We start from the raw sequence: 16,194 nt of genomic DNA, 5'->3' as shown, positions 1-16,194 counted from the left end.
TCCTCGGCAACTCGAATCCCCCCGAGAAGCGATGTGCGGGAGCGCACCCCGCGAGTTGGCTACGATGCGATGCCCCACATCGATTCGCGCGCAACGGTATTCGAATTCAGTCCGGCGCGGCCCATCGATATCACGCCGCTCCCCACAGCGAATGGCAACCACGACCGGCTGATCAACACCTGCACCCTACCCTGCCTTGCTGCGCCCGACCTGCCTGTCGGACCGTCCATCGAGCCCACGCTGGATCGTAACCTGAATCGACTACCGGTCGGTAGCTTACCTGAGAGTAGAACCGGACGCTTGGCTAGTTCTGTGCCGTATCGCATTTCGGCTTGCCATTGATTCGTGACAGTTCATCACCTATGGTGCCGCCGCGGCAGCCGTTGCCGCTCAAGGTAATTGACTCGGAGAATCTCGGCCGATCGTCGCCCGGGATCCTTTGGTGTCCGGGTGTTGACAAGGCGTCGCCCTCGCTCGTAGTCTCTGCCGTAACGAAGAGAACGCATAAAAGAAGATAAATCTTCTGAGCAGAGAATAGTGTGAGGGGCTTCCGCCATGTCTGTGACCACCACCGACCCTGCTCGGCCCGCCGGCCGGGCGATGAGAGCGCTGGTCACCGGGGCTAGCGCCGGAATCGGGCGCGCCTTCGCGGTATCGCTGGCGGCGGAAGGGTATTCGGTGACCGCGGTGGCTCGTGGAGCCGAAGGTCTCGAGGCCTTGATGGCCGAACTCGGTGCGGGGCATGACTATCTCATCGCCGATCTCGCCACCGAGGAAGGATTGCGGGTGACCGCGGAACTGCTCAGGGGCGGCGGATACACCCTGCTGATCAATAATGCCGGAACCGCCTCGCACGGCGATTTCGCCGAGCAGTCACTCGAATCGGCGCTCACCACCATGGATCTCAACTGCAAGGCCGTTCTCGTTCTGGCGCATGCCTTTCTCGGTAGTGCCGCCCCGGGCAGTGCGCTGGTGAATGTGGCTTCCACCCTGGGGCGCACCCCGAAACCCGGCACGGGCGTCTACAGCGCGTCGAAATCCTTCGTCATCGCATTCTCCGAAACCCTGTGGCACGAACAGAAATCACGCGGGGTGCATGTCATGGCCCTGTGCCCGGGCGTCACCACCACCGCTGCGCAGACTGCCACCGATGTTCCGGCCTGGCTGGTCCAGTCACCACGGCAGGTGGTGGACAGCGCCCGGAAAGCCCTGTCCGGCAACACCGGACCAGTGGTGCTCACCAGTCGCGCCAATCGGCTCTTCACCCTCGCCTTGCGGCTGCTGCCTCGGCGCGCCGCACTGGCGCTGCTCGCCTGACCGAAATCCGATCCACACCAGCGATTCCGAAGGAGAACTTCATGGACGCCATCGACCCCACCACTCGACCGGCCGCACACTGATGGCCGCGATCGCCGTCATCGGCGCCGCCGGGCGCACCGGCCGGGTTGTTGTCGATCGCGCCCTGGCCCGGGGGCACCGCGTCACCGCGATCGTCCGGCGGGCCGGAAGTTTCACTCCCGCACCGGGATCGACCGTGATCGTCGCCGATCCGACCTTGCCCGGCTCGCTCGCCGGACGGTTCGGCGAGCAGGATGCGGTGATCTCCACGCTCGGCGCTGCCGGGCGCGGACCCACCACCGTCTATTCCGCGGGAACCGCCCACCGTTGTGGTTATCAACCTTTCAGATGTGGTCGACCAGACCTATCGCGCCCTCGGATACCGCGCAGTGCACGCAGCAGAAGAACCGGCCTTCCGACTCCACGCCGTGACCGATGATCTTGCAGTTGCAGTGCTCGCAGATGGGTGCCATCCGGTGGATCGCACATTCGAAGCAGTCGAAGGTGTGCCGCACTCCCTGAGCTTCGACGACGATCGGCATCGCGTAATCATTACCGCAAACCTCGCATGCGCTCATTGACCGGACGCTACTCCGGGCGCTGGTCCAGTCGCTGCGAATTCCGATTTATATGCCCTTGACCAGCCGGGATGTCGAGTGCTATGTCGCGGGGAACTCGCGTGACCGCTCGTTCCGCTCCGCGCCGCCGGCGCCGGCTCGTTCTCCGGGCTCTTGCTCCAGGGCGACTGCACCTGCCCGTAGCCGCGGCCGGGTGCCGATGGCTCGGAGTCGCGGCCGCGATGGGTTGCCGATGTCGATCAATTCGCTTGGCCGTCAGGCGCTTTCATCCGCGACGTGCGGGTTGCCGCGTGTAGCGGGTGGGTTGCGGTGGGGTATGGTCTCTGACCAGCTGAGTTCTCTAGATCGGAGCGGGTTGGTGAGTGCGGTGACGTCCCCGGTGCGGCAGGGACAGCCTCGGTCCAAGCGGGTGTGGATTGTCGCGGCGGTGGTGCTGGGAGTGGCGATCGCGGCCGGTGCGGTATTCCTGGTGAAGTCCGGCTCCTCCGACGACGCGGCCGGCGGGCCGACCTACCATGACACCAGCGATGAGTGCACGCTGGTATCGGCCGCGCTGCTGAGCCGATACACCCCCGGGGCGCCCTGTAAACGCACCCCGACGATGACGCTCAACCCCGACGAGGTCACCCACACGCCGAGCTGGACGACGGTCGATTCCATGACCCATCCGGTCGGCATCCAGGTGGTCCTGCGCATGGCCGCCAACGCGCCGGCGATGTACGCCCGGGCCCACGGCTCGCTCGCCGACGCGTATCTGGCGCAGCTCAACGACTCGAAGTCCACCGAGATCAGCCCCACCGAACTCGGGGCGAAGGTGCAGTCGGCCGTCCTGGTCAGCGGCAGCCCGAAGGCGATTCCGGGCCGGTCCGACGCGCGGCTCATCCTGCGTTCGGGGAACGCCGTCGTGGACGTCGTGTTCAACGACTGGACCAGCGCGGCCGCGTCGGAGGAGGCGGCGAAGGCGATCGCCGCCGACGTCGTGGCCAATCTGCGGTAAGCGCAGGTGGATTCGGCGATATCGCCCGAAGAGTAGTGTGGCCCCTGCTCTGCAGGTAACTTTCGGCATTGTCGTTTGTTACGCAGGAGGGGTTTGCTTTGCCCAGAACACAATTCGTCGCAGCACCACCGACGGGCAGCGAGCTCCAGCGGATCAGCGGGCCGGCAACGAACTGGATCTCGCAGCTGCGGCGCCAGCGCCGCGACCCGCACGCCGCCGCCCGGGAGGACCGCGACACCTACGGCCCGGTGCATGTGCTGAACATGTTCGGCAGCCGGTGGATCATCGCCTCCGGTCTCGACGCGGCCCAGCAGGTCCTGATGAACCGGGACCGGGTGTTCGCCAATGGGCCGGCGTGGAAGCCGCTCAACGGGCCGTTCTTCGACCGCGGCCTGTTGATGCTCGACTTCGACGAGCACAAGGCCCACCGCGCGATCATGCAGCAGGCCTTCGGGCGCTCGGCGCTCACCTCCTACCTGGAAGCCCTGCACCGCGTCGTGGAGCGCCACATCGCGGAGCTGCCGGAAGGCAGTGTGGCCGACCGCAACCCGGTGCTGATGCACAAGCGGTTGGAGCAGCTGACCCTCGACGTGGCCCTGGAGGTCTTCATGGGTGCGCGGCTGCCGCGCGCGGAGGCCGACCGGATCAGCCGCGCCATCACGGAGCTCCTGCACGCGGGCGGGGCGATGGTGCGGGTGCCGCTGCCCGGCAGCCGGTGGAAGAAGGGCCTGCGGGGCCGCCGCACCCTCGAAGTGTTCCTCGCCGAACGGATCACGGCCGCCCGCGCGCAGCAGGGCACCGACCTGCTGTCGGTGCTGTGCCACACCACCGGCGAGGACGGTGAGCGCTTCACCGACGAGGACGTCGTGAACCACATGGTCTTCCTGCTGGCCGCCGCGCACGACACCACCACCGGCACCCTGGCCAACATCGTCTACAACCTGGCCAAGCACTCCGACTGGCAGAAACGCGCCCGGGTCCGCTCACTCGAGCTACCGCACGAACTCGGCTACGACGAGCTCGCCGATCTGACCGAACTGGACTGGATCGTCAAGGAGACGACCCGCCTGTGCACGCCGATCCAGATCGAGCCGCGCGTAGCGGTGCGCGACACCGACGTGTGCGGCTACTTCGTTCCCGAGGGTGCGCTGGTGATCGTCCCGACGCTGGTCAACCATCATCTCCCCGACATCTGGTCGCGGCCGGAGGAATTCGACCCGGAACGCTTCAGCGACGACCGCGCCGAGCACAAGGCGCATCGCATGGCCTGGGCTCCCTTCGGCGGCGGCCCGCACAAATGCCTCGGCCAGCACTTCGCGAGCCTCGAGATCAAGATGGTCCTGCACCAGCTGCTGCGCGGCTTCGAATGGGAAGTCCCGCAGGACTACATCATGCCCCTCGACATGAGCGCCACCCCGCTGCCGAAGGACTCACTGCCGGTGACCCTTCGGCGCCGGGGCTGACCCGGCGACATCGCCGAGCGGCTGGAACGTCCGCACGGGAGTCGACGACCCGTAGTCGTCGACGGTCATGGAGCTGTAGAGGCGGCCGGTCTTGCCGGCGCGGCGCAGCAGCGCTCGGCGGGGGCGGGCGGGCAGGGCTGAGAGCAGGCGGGCGCCTCGAGTCAGTCCGGTGATTCCGAGACGGGAGGTTGGGACAAGAGTTTTCGCGGCGCTGCGGGCGGCGGCCCGGCCGCGCTGGATATGAGGTGCCATCACGCGTTCGTATGCGGCGAAGGCGCGTTCGTGGTCGCCGCCCGCTCGCGCCAGTTCGCCGGCTAGGACGTAGGCGCCGACGACGGCCAGGGTGGTGCTGCCGCCCACGGCCGGGCCGGGGCAGTAGCCCGCGTCGCCGACGAGGGTCACCCGGCCACGGGACCAGGTGTCCGGGTGGATTTGAGTGATCGAGTCGAAGTAGAAGGCCGGGGTGGTGTCGAGCTCGGTCAGCCAGTGATCCACGTCCGGGTGCATGCCCTCGAAGGCGTTGCGCAGCAGATCTTTCTGCCGGGCGATATCGCGGTAGTGGTAGTCGAGTTCCCGCTCACTACGGAACAGGAACAGCGCTCGCGCCTCGCCGGGATGCCGGGTGCCGTACATTCCCGCGGTCCGGCCGACGCCGACATGAATGAGCAGCTCACCCGCGACCGGGGCGGGCTCGCGCAGGGTCAGCACACCCAGGTAGGCGCCGATGAACGTGCTGGAACCGGGCCGGTCGCCGAAGGCCAGCCGCCGGACCGTGGAATGCAAACCATCCGCGCCGATAACCAGGTCGAACCGGCGCGCGGCGGCCTTCTCGAACCGAACCTCGCCGTCGGGGGAGAGCGCGGTGATCGAATCCCCGAACAGGTACTCGACGTCGCCACATGTCGCGTCGTAATAGATCTCGCTCAGATCATCCCGCATGATCTCGACATGCCGATCGGAGGCGGCGCTGAAGATCTTGCCGAGATCCACCCGCACCGGCCGCCGCGCCCCCTCCGCCCGCAACGTCAACCGTGCGGTCCCGGTAGCGCACTCCTCGATCCGATCCAGCACTCCCATCCGCTCGGAGATGTCCATGGCGGGCCGAAACAGATCCACCGCATGCCCACCGGTCTTGCGCAACGACGCCGCCCGCTCGACCACCGTGACCGAAAAGCCGTGCCTGGTCAGCCAATACGCCGATGCCGGACCCGCGACGCCGGCCCCTGAGACAAGAATCCGCACGAAACACCTCCTGGTGGACGAGGTTCCAACTATCCATCGCCCACCCGCCCCGGGTATAGGACGAATGTTCCCGCGGGCGGCGCTACTGGAGGGCGCGCACGTCGGCGGCGAAGGCGAAGTCGCTCCGCCAGTCCGCGCCGGTCGGAGCCAGTACCACCCGCTCGACGCCGACGGTCTCGTAGGCGGCCAATTCGTCCACGGCCTGACGGGGATCCGTGGAGAGTGCGGGGGCGACGACCGTCACCGTGGGAGTCCGCCGTCCATGCTGCTCGGCGAGGTCCTTCAACTCGGTCAGCAAGCCGGGCAGGCGGTCGAGGCCCGGGTTGATCGGCATCCAGGCATCACCGTGCTCGGCGGCCCGGCGACGAGCCCGAGCGCTGTTGCCCGCGATCAGAATCGGCGGTACCGGAGCACCCGGCGACAGCGTGACGGCGAGGTCGTCATCCAGTGTCGTCGGCTCGCCACTGATCAACCCCGGCAGCACCGCGAGCGCCCGATCGGTGCGCACTCCCCGTTCCGCGAACGGCGCACCCGCCGCTCGCCACCCGATATCCCCGTGCGCCGGGTTGCCGGTCCCGATCCCCAGCAGTAGACGCCCATCGGACACCTGCTGCAGCGTGCCGATCTCCTTGGCGGCCCAGGCAACCGGCCGCAGCGCCACCAGCATCGCGCCGAATCCGACCCGGATCCGATCGGTCACCGCCGCCGCGGTGCTGAGCGCGACCGTACTGTCGAGCATCGGCTGACTGGCGACGAGGTGGTCGGTGGCCCACAGTGATTCGAGCCCCGCGGCCTCGGCCGCCCGCGCGCTGTCGCGGACCTCGCGTGGCCCGGCGCCCGTGTTGTGCGGTCCCGACGTGGGCAGAAATACGCCGATCCGAATAGCCACCGAAGGCCTCCAATTTCCCTGAGCGGTTGGTACGCGATCCACGTTATGGCGCTGCGGCCGGCGTTCACATGCGTGATTCACTCAGGTCTATGTCCGAAGCGCGCGGAGCGCATTGCCTCCGGCCCGCGCCCGCTCGATCGCCGTCGGCGTCGCCCCGCATGTCGCGGCCGGCGTCGCCCGCACGGCGGCGGTCGAGGCCGACGGTTCCCGGAGCCGATGGGCACGCCTCCGGGGCCGTCGATCGTCGGCCGGCAGACTCAGGGAGTCGTGAAGGTGCCGAGCCCCGAGGACACGTTGGCCGCTACGCCGTCGGCGGTCGCCAGTGCGACGATCCGGCCGGCTCCGGTGAGCACCGGCACCGATGCCGGGGCGCAGACGCAGGGCTGCGGCGCGGTTTCCCGCACCGGCATGTCGATCATGCCCGTGGCTCCGGTCGACAGGTTCACCCACCGGATTCGGACGGCCGAGTCGAGCACGTGATTACCGTCGTACGGTGGCGGCGTGGCGACACCGAAGGTGGTGACTCCGGGCTCGTCGCCGACGGTGGCCGTCATGAAGATCGTGAAATACGCCGGGACGCCCCAGGATTGGGAGACTTCCATCAATGGGAGCTGGAACGTGGTCGTCTCCGCGGCGTGCGCGACGGCCTGCTGCTCCAGCAGCAGCGCACCCGCCATCGCACCCGCTAAGCCCAGTTTGCCGGCGGCACCGGCAGCCCGGCGAGTCACGTCGTTCGTCACTAACCCTCCTCGTGGTTGATTCGTGTGTACGTCTGTGTATTCGACGCGGAGGGCTACTCGGGCACTCTTGCTCCGGCGCGGGTGACGGCCGGCTCCCTATACTGGGCGCGAGTTTTACGACCGTCCAGGAGGAATGTGGTGGGGGGCGAGTGGCTGCTGGGTGTCGCGTTCGGCACGACGGCGACAGCCGCGGCGAGTCTGGACCTGTCGGTGGGGCAAGTGACCCCGATCGGGCTGCCCGGCGCGGCAACCGCCGTCCCGCCGGACCCGGAAGCCGTGATGTCGGCGCTGCGGACGGTGCTGCACGCCGCGCAGTTCACCCGGAACGGGCAGCCGCCGTCGGGCCTGGCGCTGGCCTACCCGGACGAGTGGGCACACCAGGCCGGGATGGTCCAGCACGCGGCGGCGGTCGTGGGATACCCGGCCAATCTGGTCCGCCTGATGCCGATTTCGACCGCCGCACAGCTCAATCGGGAGATCTACCCCGAGGACAACCCGGCCTCGGCGGTCGCGCGCGGCGCACTGCTCGCCGCGACCGGCCCGCTCGCCGCCGCACCGGCCCCGCTCCCGCCGGCTCCGCCGTGGAGTCCGCCGCCGACTGGTACGGCGCCACCAGCCCAGCGGCCGACCTGGATCTGGGCGGCCGTCTTCGCCCTCGTGGTGGTCTTCGGGGGCGGTGCGGCGACGGCCGCCGTCCTGCTCAGCCGCGACGACACGACCGCCGCCGCGGGCACCACCACGACGCTGTCCACGACAACCCAGCCGGCCACCGCCGCACCGGCCACCACGGCGAATCCCGCGCCCGCCGCCGAGACCCCGCCCCCGCCGGAGCCCAGCACGCCCAGCCCCGAGCCGCCGCCGCCCACGCAGACCGCCCCGGCCGCAACGAAACCCAGTGAGCCCGAGCCGGCGAAGCCCACCACCACCCAGAAGCCCCCGCCGCCGAAGGACACCCATGACGCCATGGTCCGCGGCTACTGCCAGGGCCTGCTCAACCAGGTCGACAAATACCCCGGCGGCCTGCCGGCGATGCGCGCCCAGATTCCGGCGCCGATCATCAGCTCCCCGGCCGATTGGTCCGAAGCCTTCGACCGGGCCGCCACCGGCTCATGCCAGTAATGGGCTGCTAGGAGCCGGAGCCGGAGCCGGAACCGGAGCCGGAACCGGAGTTCGCGGGAGCGCTCGGAGCGGGCGGCTGCCACTGCGTCGGCAAGTGCCCCAGGCGAACCCGCTGGGGATGATCGCCCACGGGAACCGAGGTGATCTTGGCACCGGTGGCGAAGTCGATCGCGGTGACCTGGTCGGCGGCGCTCTCGGAGATCAGGCAGGCCTTGCCGTCGCCGCTGACGGTGGCCCAGTACGGCTTGGCCGCGGGGACCAGGGGACCCTCCGACAGATCGGCGAGCGTCACGACGGTGGCGTAGTCGTCCATCGTCCCGGCGATGCACAGCTTCTTGCCCGAGGGATCCATCGACATGCCGTGGTGCCGTGAGTCATTGACGTAGGTGGTGCGGTCGTCGCTGGTCCGAGGGTTCTTCGGAAGTTCCTTCACCCGCAGGATCTTGTCGGCGCGCACGTCGTATTCGAGGAAGCCGTTGAAGAACGACACCTGGAAGTACATCGTGGATTCGTCCGGCAGGAACGCCACCGGGCGGATGGCGTCGGAGAGATCCTGGCGGCCGAACGCGTCCAGCCGATCGCGCATGTCGATGGTCTTGACGACCTGATAGGTGGCCGCGTCCGCGATGGTGATCTTGCGATCGCCCTTCGTCCAATCCTGGCCGGGATCGTCGAGATTGGTGTTCACATCGCCGATCGCCATGTTCCAGATCAGGCCGTCGCTGGTGAAGACGTTCTCGTGCGGCTTGTCGCCGGTGGGGAACCTGCCGAGTTCGGCGCCGGTGTCGATGTCGAGCACATGGACGGTATTGCCGGTCGAAGCCGACACGGCGACCCGCTTGCCGTCCGGCGACACCGCCATGTGGTCGGCGCGGTTGCCCGCGACCGCGAAACGCCAACGCAGCTTTCCGGTGGCGGTGTCGATCGAGGCGACATCGGCGAAGCTGGGGCGTGACACCACGATCGCGGAACCGTCGGGCGTGGTGTACATGTCGTCGACGTACTGGTCGTGACCTTCGCCGACGGTCTGCCGGATACCCAGGAAGTAGGCCAGCTTGACGGGGTTCAGATAGATCTCGCGCAGCCGCTCGTCCTTGTCGGGAATGAGACCGATCCGGCCGACCTTGGCGAAATCGCCACGCGAGGAGATGATGTCGGCGGTCCCCTCCCAGTTGTTGCCGACCAGCATGACCTCCCGCAACCCCGGATCGGCGACCGCGTGGGCGAGACCCGTGGTGAACGAAGCGGTGACCAGCGTCGTCGCCAGGGCCGCTGCTGAACCGCGGCGCAGCCGGCCGCGTCGTGGGGTACGGGGTAGAACACGCATCGACATCTCCTCAGGGACTTGGTCCCGGGTATTCAAGCCGATGGAAGGCGATGGCGGGAGGGTCCTTTCAGCCCAGTGTGTGGGCAAACCGGACATGCGGCCCCCTGTGCTTCCTGACCTCGTTGATGACCGAATCGGGGGTGCGGTTTGTCCGGCTGCGGTATACCTGCGTCGGACGGGTTTTCACATCACGGGTCACTGGGGGTTGCTGTGTCGCCGCATGAACTGCATACCGATGTTCCGCACTCCGCCCGGATGTACGACTACTTCCTCGGGGGCAAGGACAACTATCAAGCCGACCGGGACGCCGCGGAGAAAGCGCTCCAGGAGTTTCCGGCCGTGCGGGTGACGGCGCGCACCAATCGGGAGTTCATGAGGCACGCCACCGGATACCTCGCCGGGCAGGGGATTCGGCAATACCTGGATATCGGGACCGGGATTCCGACCGAGCCGAACCTGCATCAGATCGCGCAGGGCGTGGCACCGGAGTCGCGGGTGGTGTACGTCGACAATGACCCGCTGGTGTTCTCCCACGCCAGGGCGCTGCTGGTGAGCGCGCCCGCCGGGCGCACCGCGTTCGTGCTCGCCGATGCCGGGCGGCCCGCGGAGATTCTCGAGGCGCCGGAAGTGCTGGAAACACTGGATCTTTCGCAGCCCGTGGCGGTGTCGCTGATGGCGTTGCTGCATTTCGTGCCCGGCGATGTCCACGCCATCGTCAAGACGCTGATGGAGCCGCTGGCCCCGGGGTCGTATCTGGCGATCTCGCATGTGACGACGGACTTCGACGACGGTCCGGCCGATCCCGACGGCATGGCCCGGCTGCTGCAGGTCTACATCGACCGCGGGATCCCGGTCCAGCCCCGCACCCGCCGGGAGGTCGAGGGACTGTTCGACGGCCTGGAACTGGTGGAGCCGGGGGTGGAAGTGATCCACCGCTGGCGCGCCGAGACCGACGAGTTCCCGCCCGGCCACGACAAGAACGTGTCGCTGTACGGAGGGGTGGCCAGGAAGCTCTGAGTCCGGTTCGGCCCCCCTGATTTTCCGCCTTACCCCTTATCGCACCAGGTCGTGTCCCGGTTTGATGTCGCCATTCGCATTCGAACGGAGGGTTCATGACCGGAAACACCACGGCCGCGGAACCGCGGAAGATTTGTATCATCGGCGCGGGCCCGGCGGGGTTGTCGGCGGCGCGGGCGTTGAAGCGGCTCGGGATTCCCTACGAGCAGTTCGAACGGCATTCCGATGTCGGTGGGATCTGGGACCTGAACAATCCGGGGACACCGATGTACGAGTCCGCGCATTTCATTTCGTCGCGCAAGACATCGGGATTCTTCGATTTCCCGATGCCGGAGGACTACCCGGACTACCCGGGCAATCGGCAGATTTTGGAGTACACGCGATCCTTCGCCGCGGCCTACGGGCTGCGGGAGGCGATTCGGTTCGACTGCGCGGTCACCGGTGTCGAGCAGGACGGCGGCGACTGGCTGGTGACCCTGGACGACGGCACCGTGCACCGGTACCGGGCCGTCATCTGCGCGACGGGGGTCACCTGGTCGCCGCGCCTGCCGGTGCATCCGGGCGCGTTCGACGGCGAGGTCCGGCACTCGTCGACCTTTCGCAGCGCCCTCGAATTCCGCGGGCGGCGGGTGCTGATCGTCGGGTTGGGGAACTCGGGAGCCGATATCGCCTGCGACGCCGCCGCGAATGCCGAGGCCGCGTTCGTCAGCGTCCGGCGCGGTTATCACGTGATTCCCAAACATATCTTCGGTATTCCCAGCGATGAACTCGCCGAGGGCGGGCCGCAGGTGCCGTTGTGGCTGGAGCGCCCGTTCTTCCAGGCCTTGTTGCGCCTGATCCAAGGCGACCTGCGCAAGTACGGGCTGCCGAAACCGGATCACAAACTGTTCGAATCGCATCCGCTGCTCAATAGTCAGCTGGTCCATTATCTGCAGCACGGGGACGTCGCCATCCGGCCCGATATCGCGGCGCTGGACGGTGCGCGGGTGAGGTTCGCGGACGGCAGCAGCGAGGATATCGACCTGATTCTGTACGCGACCGGCTACGACTGGTCGATTCCCTACGCGGAGAAGTACTTCGATTGGAGCGAGGGCCGGCCCGACCTGTACCTGTCGGCTTTCAATCGTGAGCACCGGAACCTGTTCGGGCTCGGCTACATCGAGATCAACTCCAGCGCGTACACGCTGTTCGATCACATCAGCAATATCGTCGCCCAGTACCTGCACGATCAGGACCACGATCCGTCGCGAGCGGCCGCGTTCGAGGGGCTCATCGGCGGCGATCGGCCGAAACTCGACGGCGGCATCAACTTCCTCGCCTCCGCGCGCCACCGCGCCTACGTCGACGCCCGGGCCTACCACCGCTACCTCGGCGATGTGCGTGAGCGATTCGGCTGGCAGAACCTGACGCCCGGCCTGTTCGACGCGATTCGCGTCGAGCCCGGCGCCGCGAGGGTGCGGTCATGAAGTGCCTGGTGACGGGGGCCACCGGTTTCGTCGGCGCCAACCTGGTCCGCGAGCTGCTCGCGGCGGGGCACGAGGTCACCGCGTCCGGTATGCCCGGCTCGGAAACCCGTTGGCTCGAACAGCTTCCGATCACCGTCCGGCTCGCCGACCTCACCGCCGCCGGGGCCGCCCGGCAGCTGGTCGACGGTCACGACTGGGTGTTCCACGTCGCCGGGGACACCTCGACCTGGTCGGGGCTGGCCGAGCGGCGACGCCTGGTCAATGCCGTGGTCCCGGCGCGGCTCGCCGACGCCGCGCTCGAAACCGGTGTGAAGCGGTTCCTGCACACCAGCACGACCGACGTCCTGGGGTATTTCCGCGATGGCGCACCCGTCGACGAATTCGGTGGCGAGCACCTGTTCACGGGTATCGGCTATCACTACGCCGACACCAAACTCGCCGGGGAGCTCGCCGTCCGGCAGCGGGTCGACCGGGGCTTGGACGCGGTCATCGTCTACCCGGGTTTCATGATCGGGCCCTACGACTACACGCTGCAGATCGGGCGGGTCATCCGGGCGCTGCAACAGGGACGCCGCTACCCGTCCCCGCCGGGTAGCACCTCCTGGTGCGATGTGCGCGCCGTCGCCCGCGGAATGATCTCCGCGCTCGACGACGGCCGCACCGGCAGCGGCTACATTCTCGCCGGGCCGAACCTCAGCTACCACGAGGTCTTCACGCGCATGGCCGAATTGGCCGGGGCGGCCAAGCGGCCACTGCCGATCCCGCGCCCGCTCATGCGGGTCGCCGGTGCGCTCGGGGAGGCGACCGCGCTGGTCACCGGGAAGGCGCCGGACCTCGATCCGGGTCTGGCCCGGTACCTGTCACTGCCGCAGGCCACGAGCAGTGCCCGTGCCATCGCCGAACTCGGTTACCACCCGGGCGATCTCGACACCGCGATCCTCGATGCCGCGCACTGGTACGAGGAACACATGCCGCTCTGATCGGGCGACCGGGAGCCGGTCCGCATCCATAGTCACCGGATGCGGGCCGGTCTTCGTCGTGGCGGAGACGCCGCGTTCGTCTAGGCGGAGACGCCGCGCGCCGCGCTCGGGGCCCGGCCGGTCCAGCGGACGTAGGCCCGGCGGAACTCGCGGATATCGCTGTAGCCGACCTGGTGGGCGACCGCGGAGACCGGCAGGGCCGATTCGCGCAGCAGGTAGGTGGCGCGCCGTTCGCGGACCATGTCCCGCACCGTGCTGAAACTCGTCCCCGCGGAGCCGAGTTGACGGCGCAGGGTGCGTTCGGTGATGTGCAGTCGCGCGGCGACCTCGGTCATGGTCAGGGGGCTGCGCAGGTTCTGCTCCAGCAGGGTCTCGACGATCACCACCACGTCGGGCTCGCGTCGGCCGATATCGAGCAGGCGCCGGCACGCGTCCACCGCGATCGCGCGGGTCGGCTCGTTGCGGGTGGCGAACGGCAGGCTCAACGCGGCCGCGGGCACGATCGCCCGGTTGGCCTCGGCGTCGAAATGGACCGGGCAGCGGAAGAACCGCTCGTAGCGCGCGGCGTAGGACGGCTTGGGGTAGCTCAGCTCCAACCGTGTCGGAGACCAGTCCGCGCCGATTTCCGATCGGACGAAAAGCGTTGTGCTGCACAGTACTTCCTCGCAGAGGAAGCTGAGCAGCGATGGTTCGGGTGACCGCTCGTACAGGCGCAGGGCCGCTTCGTCGCCGTGGCGCTCGAAGGCGATGTCCATCAGGGTCCCGGCCGCCTGGTGCAGTTCGAGGCCGATCGTCATGGCCTCGCCCAGGGTCGCGGCCGACCGCATCGCCACCCCGAGCATGCCCATCGAGAGCAGGACGTCCCGGCCGCCGACCTGCATTCCCAGCGGCCGGTCCGGCATATCGGCCACCGCGCGCCGCAGCACCGTGACGGCTTGCCGGAAGGACACCTTGGTGGAGTCCCCGGTCAGCACCTCGGTCGCGGTGAGACCGGTGCCCGTGAACCACTGCCCGACGTCGCGGGCTTCCCGGGCGCCGATCTCGACGATCCCGCTCAGCAGTGCCGGCGGGATGGTGGGCAGGTCCAGCCTGGTGCTCATCTCCGACGGGCCTCGCTCCGACCGGCGCAGTACTTGGTCACCCGTCCAATCTAGGTCGGCGCCGGGGTCTGTCAACACCCTCCGAGGCGGTCCAGCACCGCCCGGTAGAGGGCGTGCCACTCGGCATTGCCCTGCCCGGCGAACTCGCCCGCCGTGCTCAGCTGGAGGGTGTGCGCCAAGCGGACACCGGTCAGGCAGCCGGACGGCGCGACGGTGATGTACTGGCCCTGGAAACCGTTGGCCTGGAAGCCATCCGGGGTGGCTCCGCTCCACCACTGATAGCCGTAGCCGCCCTCGGCGCTGTCGCCGGCGTCGGCGGCCGGCTTCATCCCGGTGGTCGCGGCCGCGATCCAGTCCTCGGACACGATGCGACGGCCTTCCGGGGTGCGGCCGTGATTGCGCATGAGCTCGCCCAGGCGCACGAAGTCGCGGGGCCGGGCGAAGAGGGCCTCCGACGCGATGGCCGCCCCGGTCCGGTCGGTCATGATGTCCGCGGGCGCTTCCATCCCCGCGGGCTGCCACAGCTGCTCGGAGAGCACCTCGTCGAACGGCCGGTGGTAGACGCTCTCCAGCATCCAGGCCAGGATCTGCGTGTTGGCGCTGTTGTAGTTGAAGTGCGCGCCCTGCGGTTCGATCGCGGGCAGCGACTTCAGGAACTCGTTGCGGGTCTTCCCCGAACGGCCCTCGGTGTAGTAGTCCAGGGCCAGGTCGATCCACTCGGTGACCTGGGTGTTCTGCGCCAGCTCCTCGGTGTGCTCGTCCCATTGGACGCCGGAACGCATTTCGAGGATGTTCCGGATGGTGACGCCTTGCCAGGCCGTCCCGGCCAGTTCGGGGATGTAGGTCTCGATCGGGTCGTCGACCGAGGCGATCAGGCGCTGGTCGACGGCGATGCCGACCAGGGTCGACACGAAGGACTTGGTGGTCGACCACGCCTGATGCGCGGTGTCGGGCGACCAGCCGTTCGCGAAGTACTGGGCGACCAGGGTGCCGTCGTGCGCGAATTCGACCACGTCGGTGCCGGTGTCGTTGAGGAAGTCCGCGACCGTCTTGGTCGTCCCCGCCCACTCGTAGGTCACGCCCAGCAGATCGACGGGCGCGGACGGCAGCGCCGATGCGACGCCCCCGGACTCGACCCGCGCGTGGGGGAGCACCACGTCCGGTTTGACCACGTCGATCGGAATCGGCAGCAGCACCTTGTTATTGGTCAGCACCTCGCGCACGTAGTTCGACCAGAACTCGGGGGAGGACAGGGCGGCGCCACTGCCCGCGATCACCGCTTCGAGCGGCGGAACGCCCAGCAGGCGACCGCCCTGGATCGCCGCCAGGAATTCCGGCGCACCGGAGATCACGGGCGATCCAGCCGCGGGTTCATCAGCCGACGCGGGCGGGAGTTGCGCTCCCAGCGCGATCACCGCGACAGCGGCCGCCGTGGCGGAGAACCGCACCGAACAACAGCGATTGCCTTGGCGGCGAAGGGATCCGAGCATGCGAATAGAGGCTCCTCTGAAGCCCGCCGTCCCGGCCGAGGAGGCCTGGAACGGCGAGTGTCCGGCTGGTTTCGCAAGAACATACCCACAGGTAGCCGCCCGGCTACGGCACGCCGCCCCCCTGACCGTCCGAACACCCGTCCTCGTCCGGTTTGCCCCCCATCGGCGGTGAGCGCGCGCCGGTCACTCCGATCGACGGCAGGAGTGAGGTCCCCTGGATTTCCGCGCATCGCGGTGAAGTCGCGCCAATGGCGTTACGTCGACGGATATCGACCGCTTCCAGAAAAATCTTGATTGTTCGGATAGGGCGGTTCTCGATTTATTCTCGACGTTTCCGATATGAGAACGTAACTATTCACGAAAACCGACCGCCCGCCTTTTGTGTTGTCGTATCAACCAGCTGCCCGATTTCGGCCGGAAGCGTACAATTTGGCGGTACGTCATGGAC

At 68.1% G+C, this 16,194-nt stretch carries 15 protein-coding genes; 8 read left to right on the top strand and 7 right to left on the bottom strand.

The features are described from left to right. Positions 1-555: 555 nt before the first annotated feature. Both ACWELJ_RS00355 and ACWELJ_RS00350 read left to right on the top strand, forming a co-directional pair. Entirely contained in the window at positions 556-1,317 is a 762-nt protein-coding gene (locus ACWELJ_RS00355) for an SDR family NAD(P)-dependent oxidoreductase (RefSeq protein WP_452364006.1), read from the top strand. Between the two features lie 82 nt (positions 1,318-1,399). Then, positions 1,400-1,777: an NAD(P)H-binding protein gene (locus tag ACWELJ_RS00350; protein WP_452364005.1), complete on the top strand. Its 378-nt coding sequence runs from the start codon at positions 1,400-1,402 to the stop codon at positions 1,775-1,777. On the opposite strand, the gene ACWELJ_RS00345 is transcribed toward ACWELJ_RS00350, so the two are convergent. Next, complete coding sequence (locus ACWELJ_RS00345; protein ID WP_452364079.1) at positions 1,683-1,880, bottom strand: hypothetical protein; 198 nt, start codon at positions 1,878-1,880, stop codon at positions 1,683-1,685. The genes ACWELJ_RS00350 and ACWELJ_RS00345 overlap by 95 nt on opposite strands. A gap of 394 nt (positions 1,881-2,274) precedes the next feature. On the opposite strand from ACWELJ_RS00345, the gene ACWELJ_RS00340 reads away from it, so the two are divergent. Together ACWELJ_RS00340 and ACWELJ_RS00335 are read left to right on the top strand one after the other, a co-directional pair. Then, complete coding sequence (locus ACWELJ_RS00340; RefSeq protein WP_452364004.1) at positions 2,275-2,913, top strand: hypothetical protein; 639 nt, start codon at positions 2,275-2,277, stop codon at positions 2,911-2,913. Positions 2,914-3,011: 98 nt separating this feature from the next. Next, positions 3,012-4,376, top strand: a complete 1,365-nt coding sequence (locus tag ACWELJ_RS00335; RefSeq protein ID WP_452364003.1) for a cytochrome P450 — start codon at positions 3,012-3,014, stop codon at positions 4,374-4,376. Here the strand turns inward: ACWELJ_RS00335 and ACWELJ_RS00330 are convergent. The 3 genes from ACWELJ_RS00330 to ACWELJ_RS00320 all read right to left on the bottom strand — a co-directional run bounded on the left by ACWELJ_RS00330 (position 4,344) and on the right by ACWELJ_RS00320 (position 7,247). Beyond that, entirely contained in the window at positions 4,344-5,618 is a 1,275-nt protein-coding gene (locus tag ACWELJ_RS00330) for an FAD-dependent oxidoreductase (protein ID WP_452364002.1), read from the bottom strand. The two genes, ACWELJ_RS00335 and ACWELJ_RS00330, sit on opposite strands and share 33 nt — an antisense overlap. A gap of 82 nt (positions 5,619-5,700) precedes the next feature. Beyond that, positions 5,701-6,507, bottom strand: a complete 807-nt coding sequence (locus ACWELJ_RS00325) for an LLM class flavin-dependent oxidoreductase (RefSeq protein ID WP_452364001.1) — start codon at positions 6,505-6,507, stop codon at positions 5,701-5,703. Positions 6,508-6,764: 257 nt separating this feature from the next. Further along, complete coding sequence (locus ACWELJ_RS00320; protein ID WP_452364000.1) at positions 6,765-7,247, bottom strand: hypothetical protein; 483 nt, start codon at positions 7,245-7,247, stop codon at positions 6,765-6,767. Positions 7,248-7,382: 135 nt separating this feature from the next. Here ACWELJ_RS00320 and ACWELJ_RS00315 point away from each other — a divergent pair, with 135 nt between their 5' ends. Continuing rightward, complete coding sequence (locus ACWELJ_RS00315; RefSeq protein ID WP_452363999.1) at positions 7,383-8,366, top strand: hypothetical protein; 984 nt, start codon at positions 7,383-7,385, stop codon at positions 8,364-8,366. Between the two features lie 7 nt (positions 8,367-8,373). Here the strand turns inward: ACWELJ_RS00315 and ACWELJ_RS00310 are convergent, their stop codons facing one another. Beyond that, positions 8,374-9,693 carry an outer membrane protein assembly factor BamB family protein gene (locus tag ACWELJ_RS00310; protein ID WP_452363998.1) on the bottom strand — a complete coding sequence of 440 codons (1,320 nt, stop codon included), beginning with the start codon at positions 9,691-9,693 and terminating at the stop codon, positions 8,374-8,376. A 210-nt stretch (positions 9,694-9,903) separates the two neighbouring features. On the opposite strand from ACWELJ_RS00310, the gene ACWELJ_RS00305 reads away from it, so the two are divergent. The 3 genes from ACWELJ_RS00305 (at position 9,904) to ACWELJ_RS00295 (ending at position 13,156) form a co-directional block, all read left to right on the top strand. Continuing rightward, complete coding sequence (locus ACWELJ_RS00305; protein ID WP_452363997.1) at positions 9,904-10,710, top strand: SAM-dependent methyltransferase; 807 nt, start codon at positions 9,904-9,906, stop codon at positions 10,708-10,710. A gap of 95 nt (positions 10,711-10,805) precedes the next feature. Beyond that, positions 10,806-12,176 (top strand): flavin-containing monooxygenase, encoded by a 1,371-nt coding sequence (locus tag ACWELJ_RS00300; RefSeq protein WP_452363996.1) that lies wholly within the window; start codon positions 10,806-10,808, stop codon positions 12,174-12,176. After that, entirely contained in the window at positions 12,173-13,156 is a 984-nt protein-coding gene (locus ACWELJ_RS00295) for an NAD-dependent epimerase/dehydratase family protein (RefSeq protein WP_452363995.1), read from the top strand. Before ACWELJ_RS00300 ends, ACWELJ_RS00295 begins: the two co-directional genes overlap by 4 nt. Before the next feature lie 80 nt (positions 13,157-13,236). Here ACWELJ_RS00295 and ACWELJ_RS00290 read toward each other — a convergent pair whose 3' ends face one another. Continuing rightward, a complete protein-coding gene (locus tag ACWELJ_RS00290; protein WP_452363994.1) occupies positions 13,237-14,256 on the bottom strand; it encodes an AraC family transcriptional regulator in 1,020 nt (339 codons plus the stop codon). 71 nt (positions 14,257-14,327) lie between these two features. After that, entirely contained in the window at positions 14,328-15,746 is a 1,419-nt protein-coding gene (locus ACWELJ_RS00285; protein ID WP_452363993.1) for a serine hydrolase domain-containing protein, read from the bottom strand. Positions 15,747-16,194 lie beyond the last annotated feature (448 nt).

Source organism: Nocardia sp. NPDC004582 (assembly GCF_053602115.1).
Note: the sequence above shows the minus strand (reverse complement) of the source record. Positions and strands in the feature narration are given on the sequence as shown.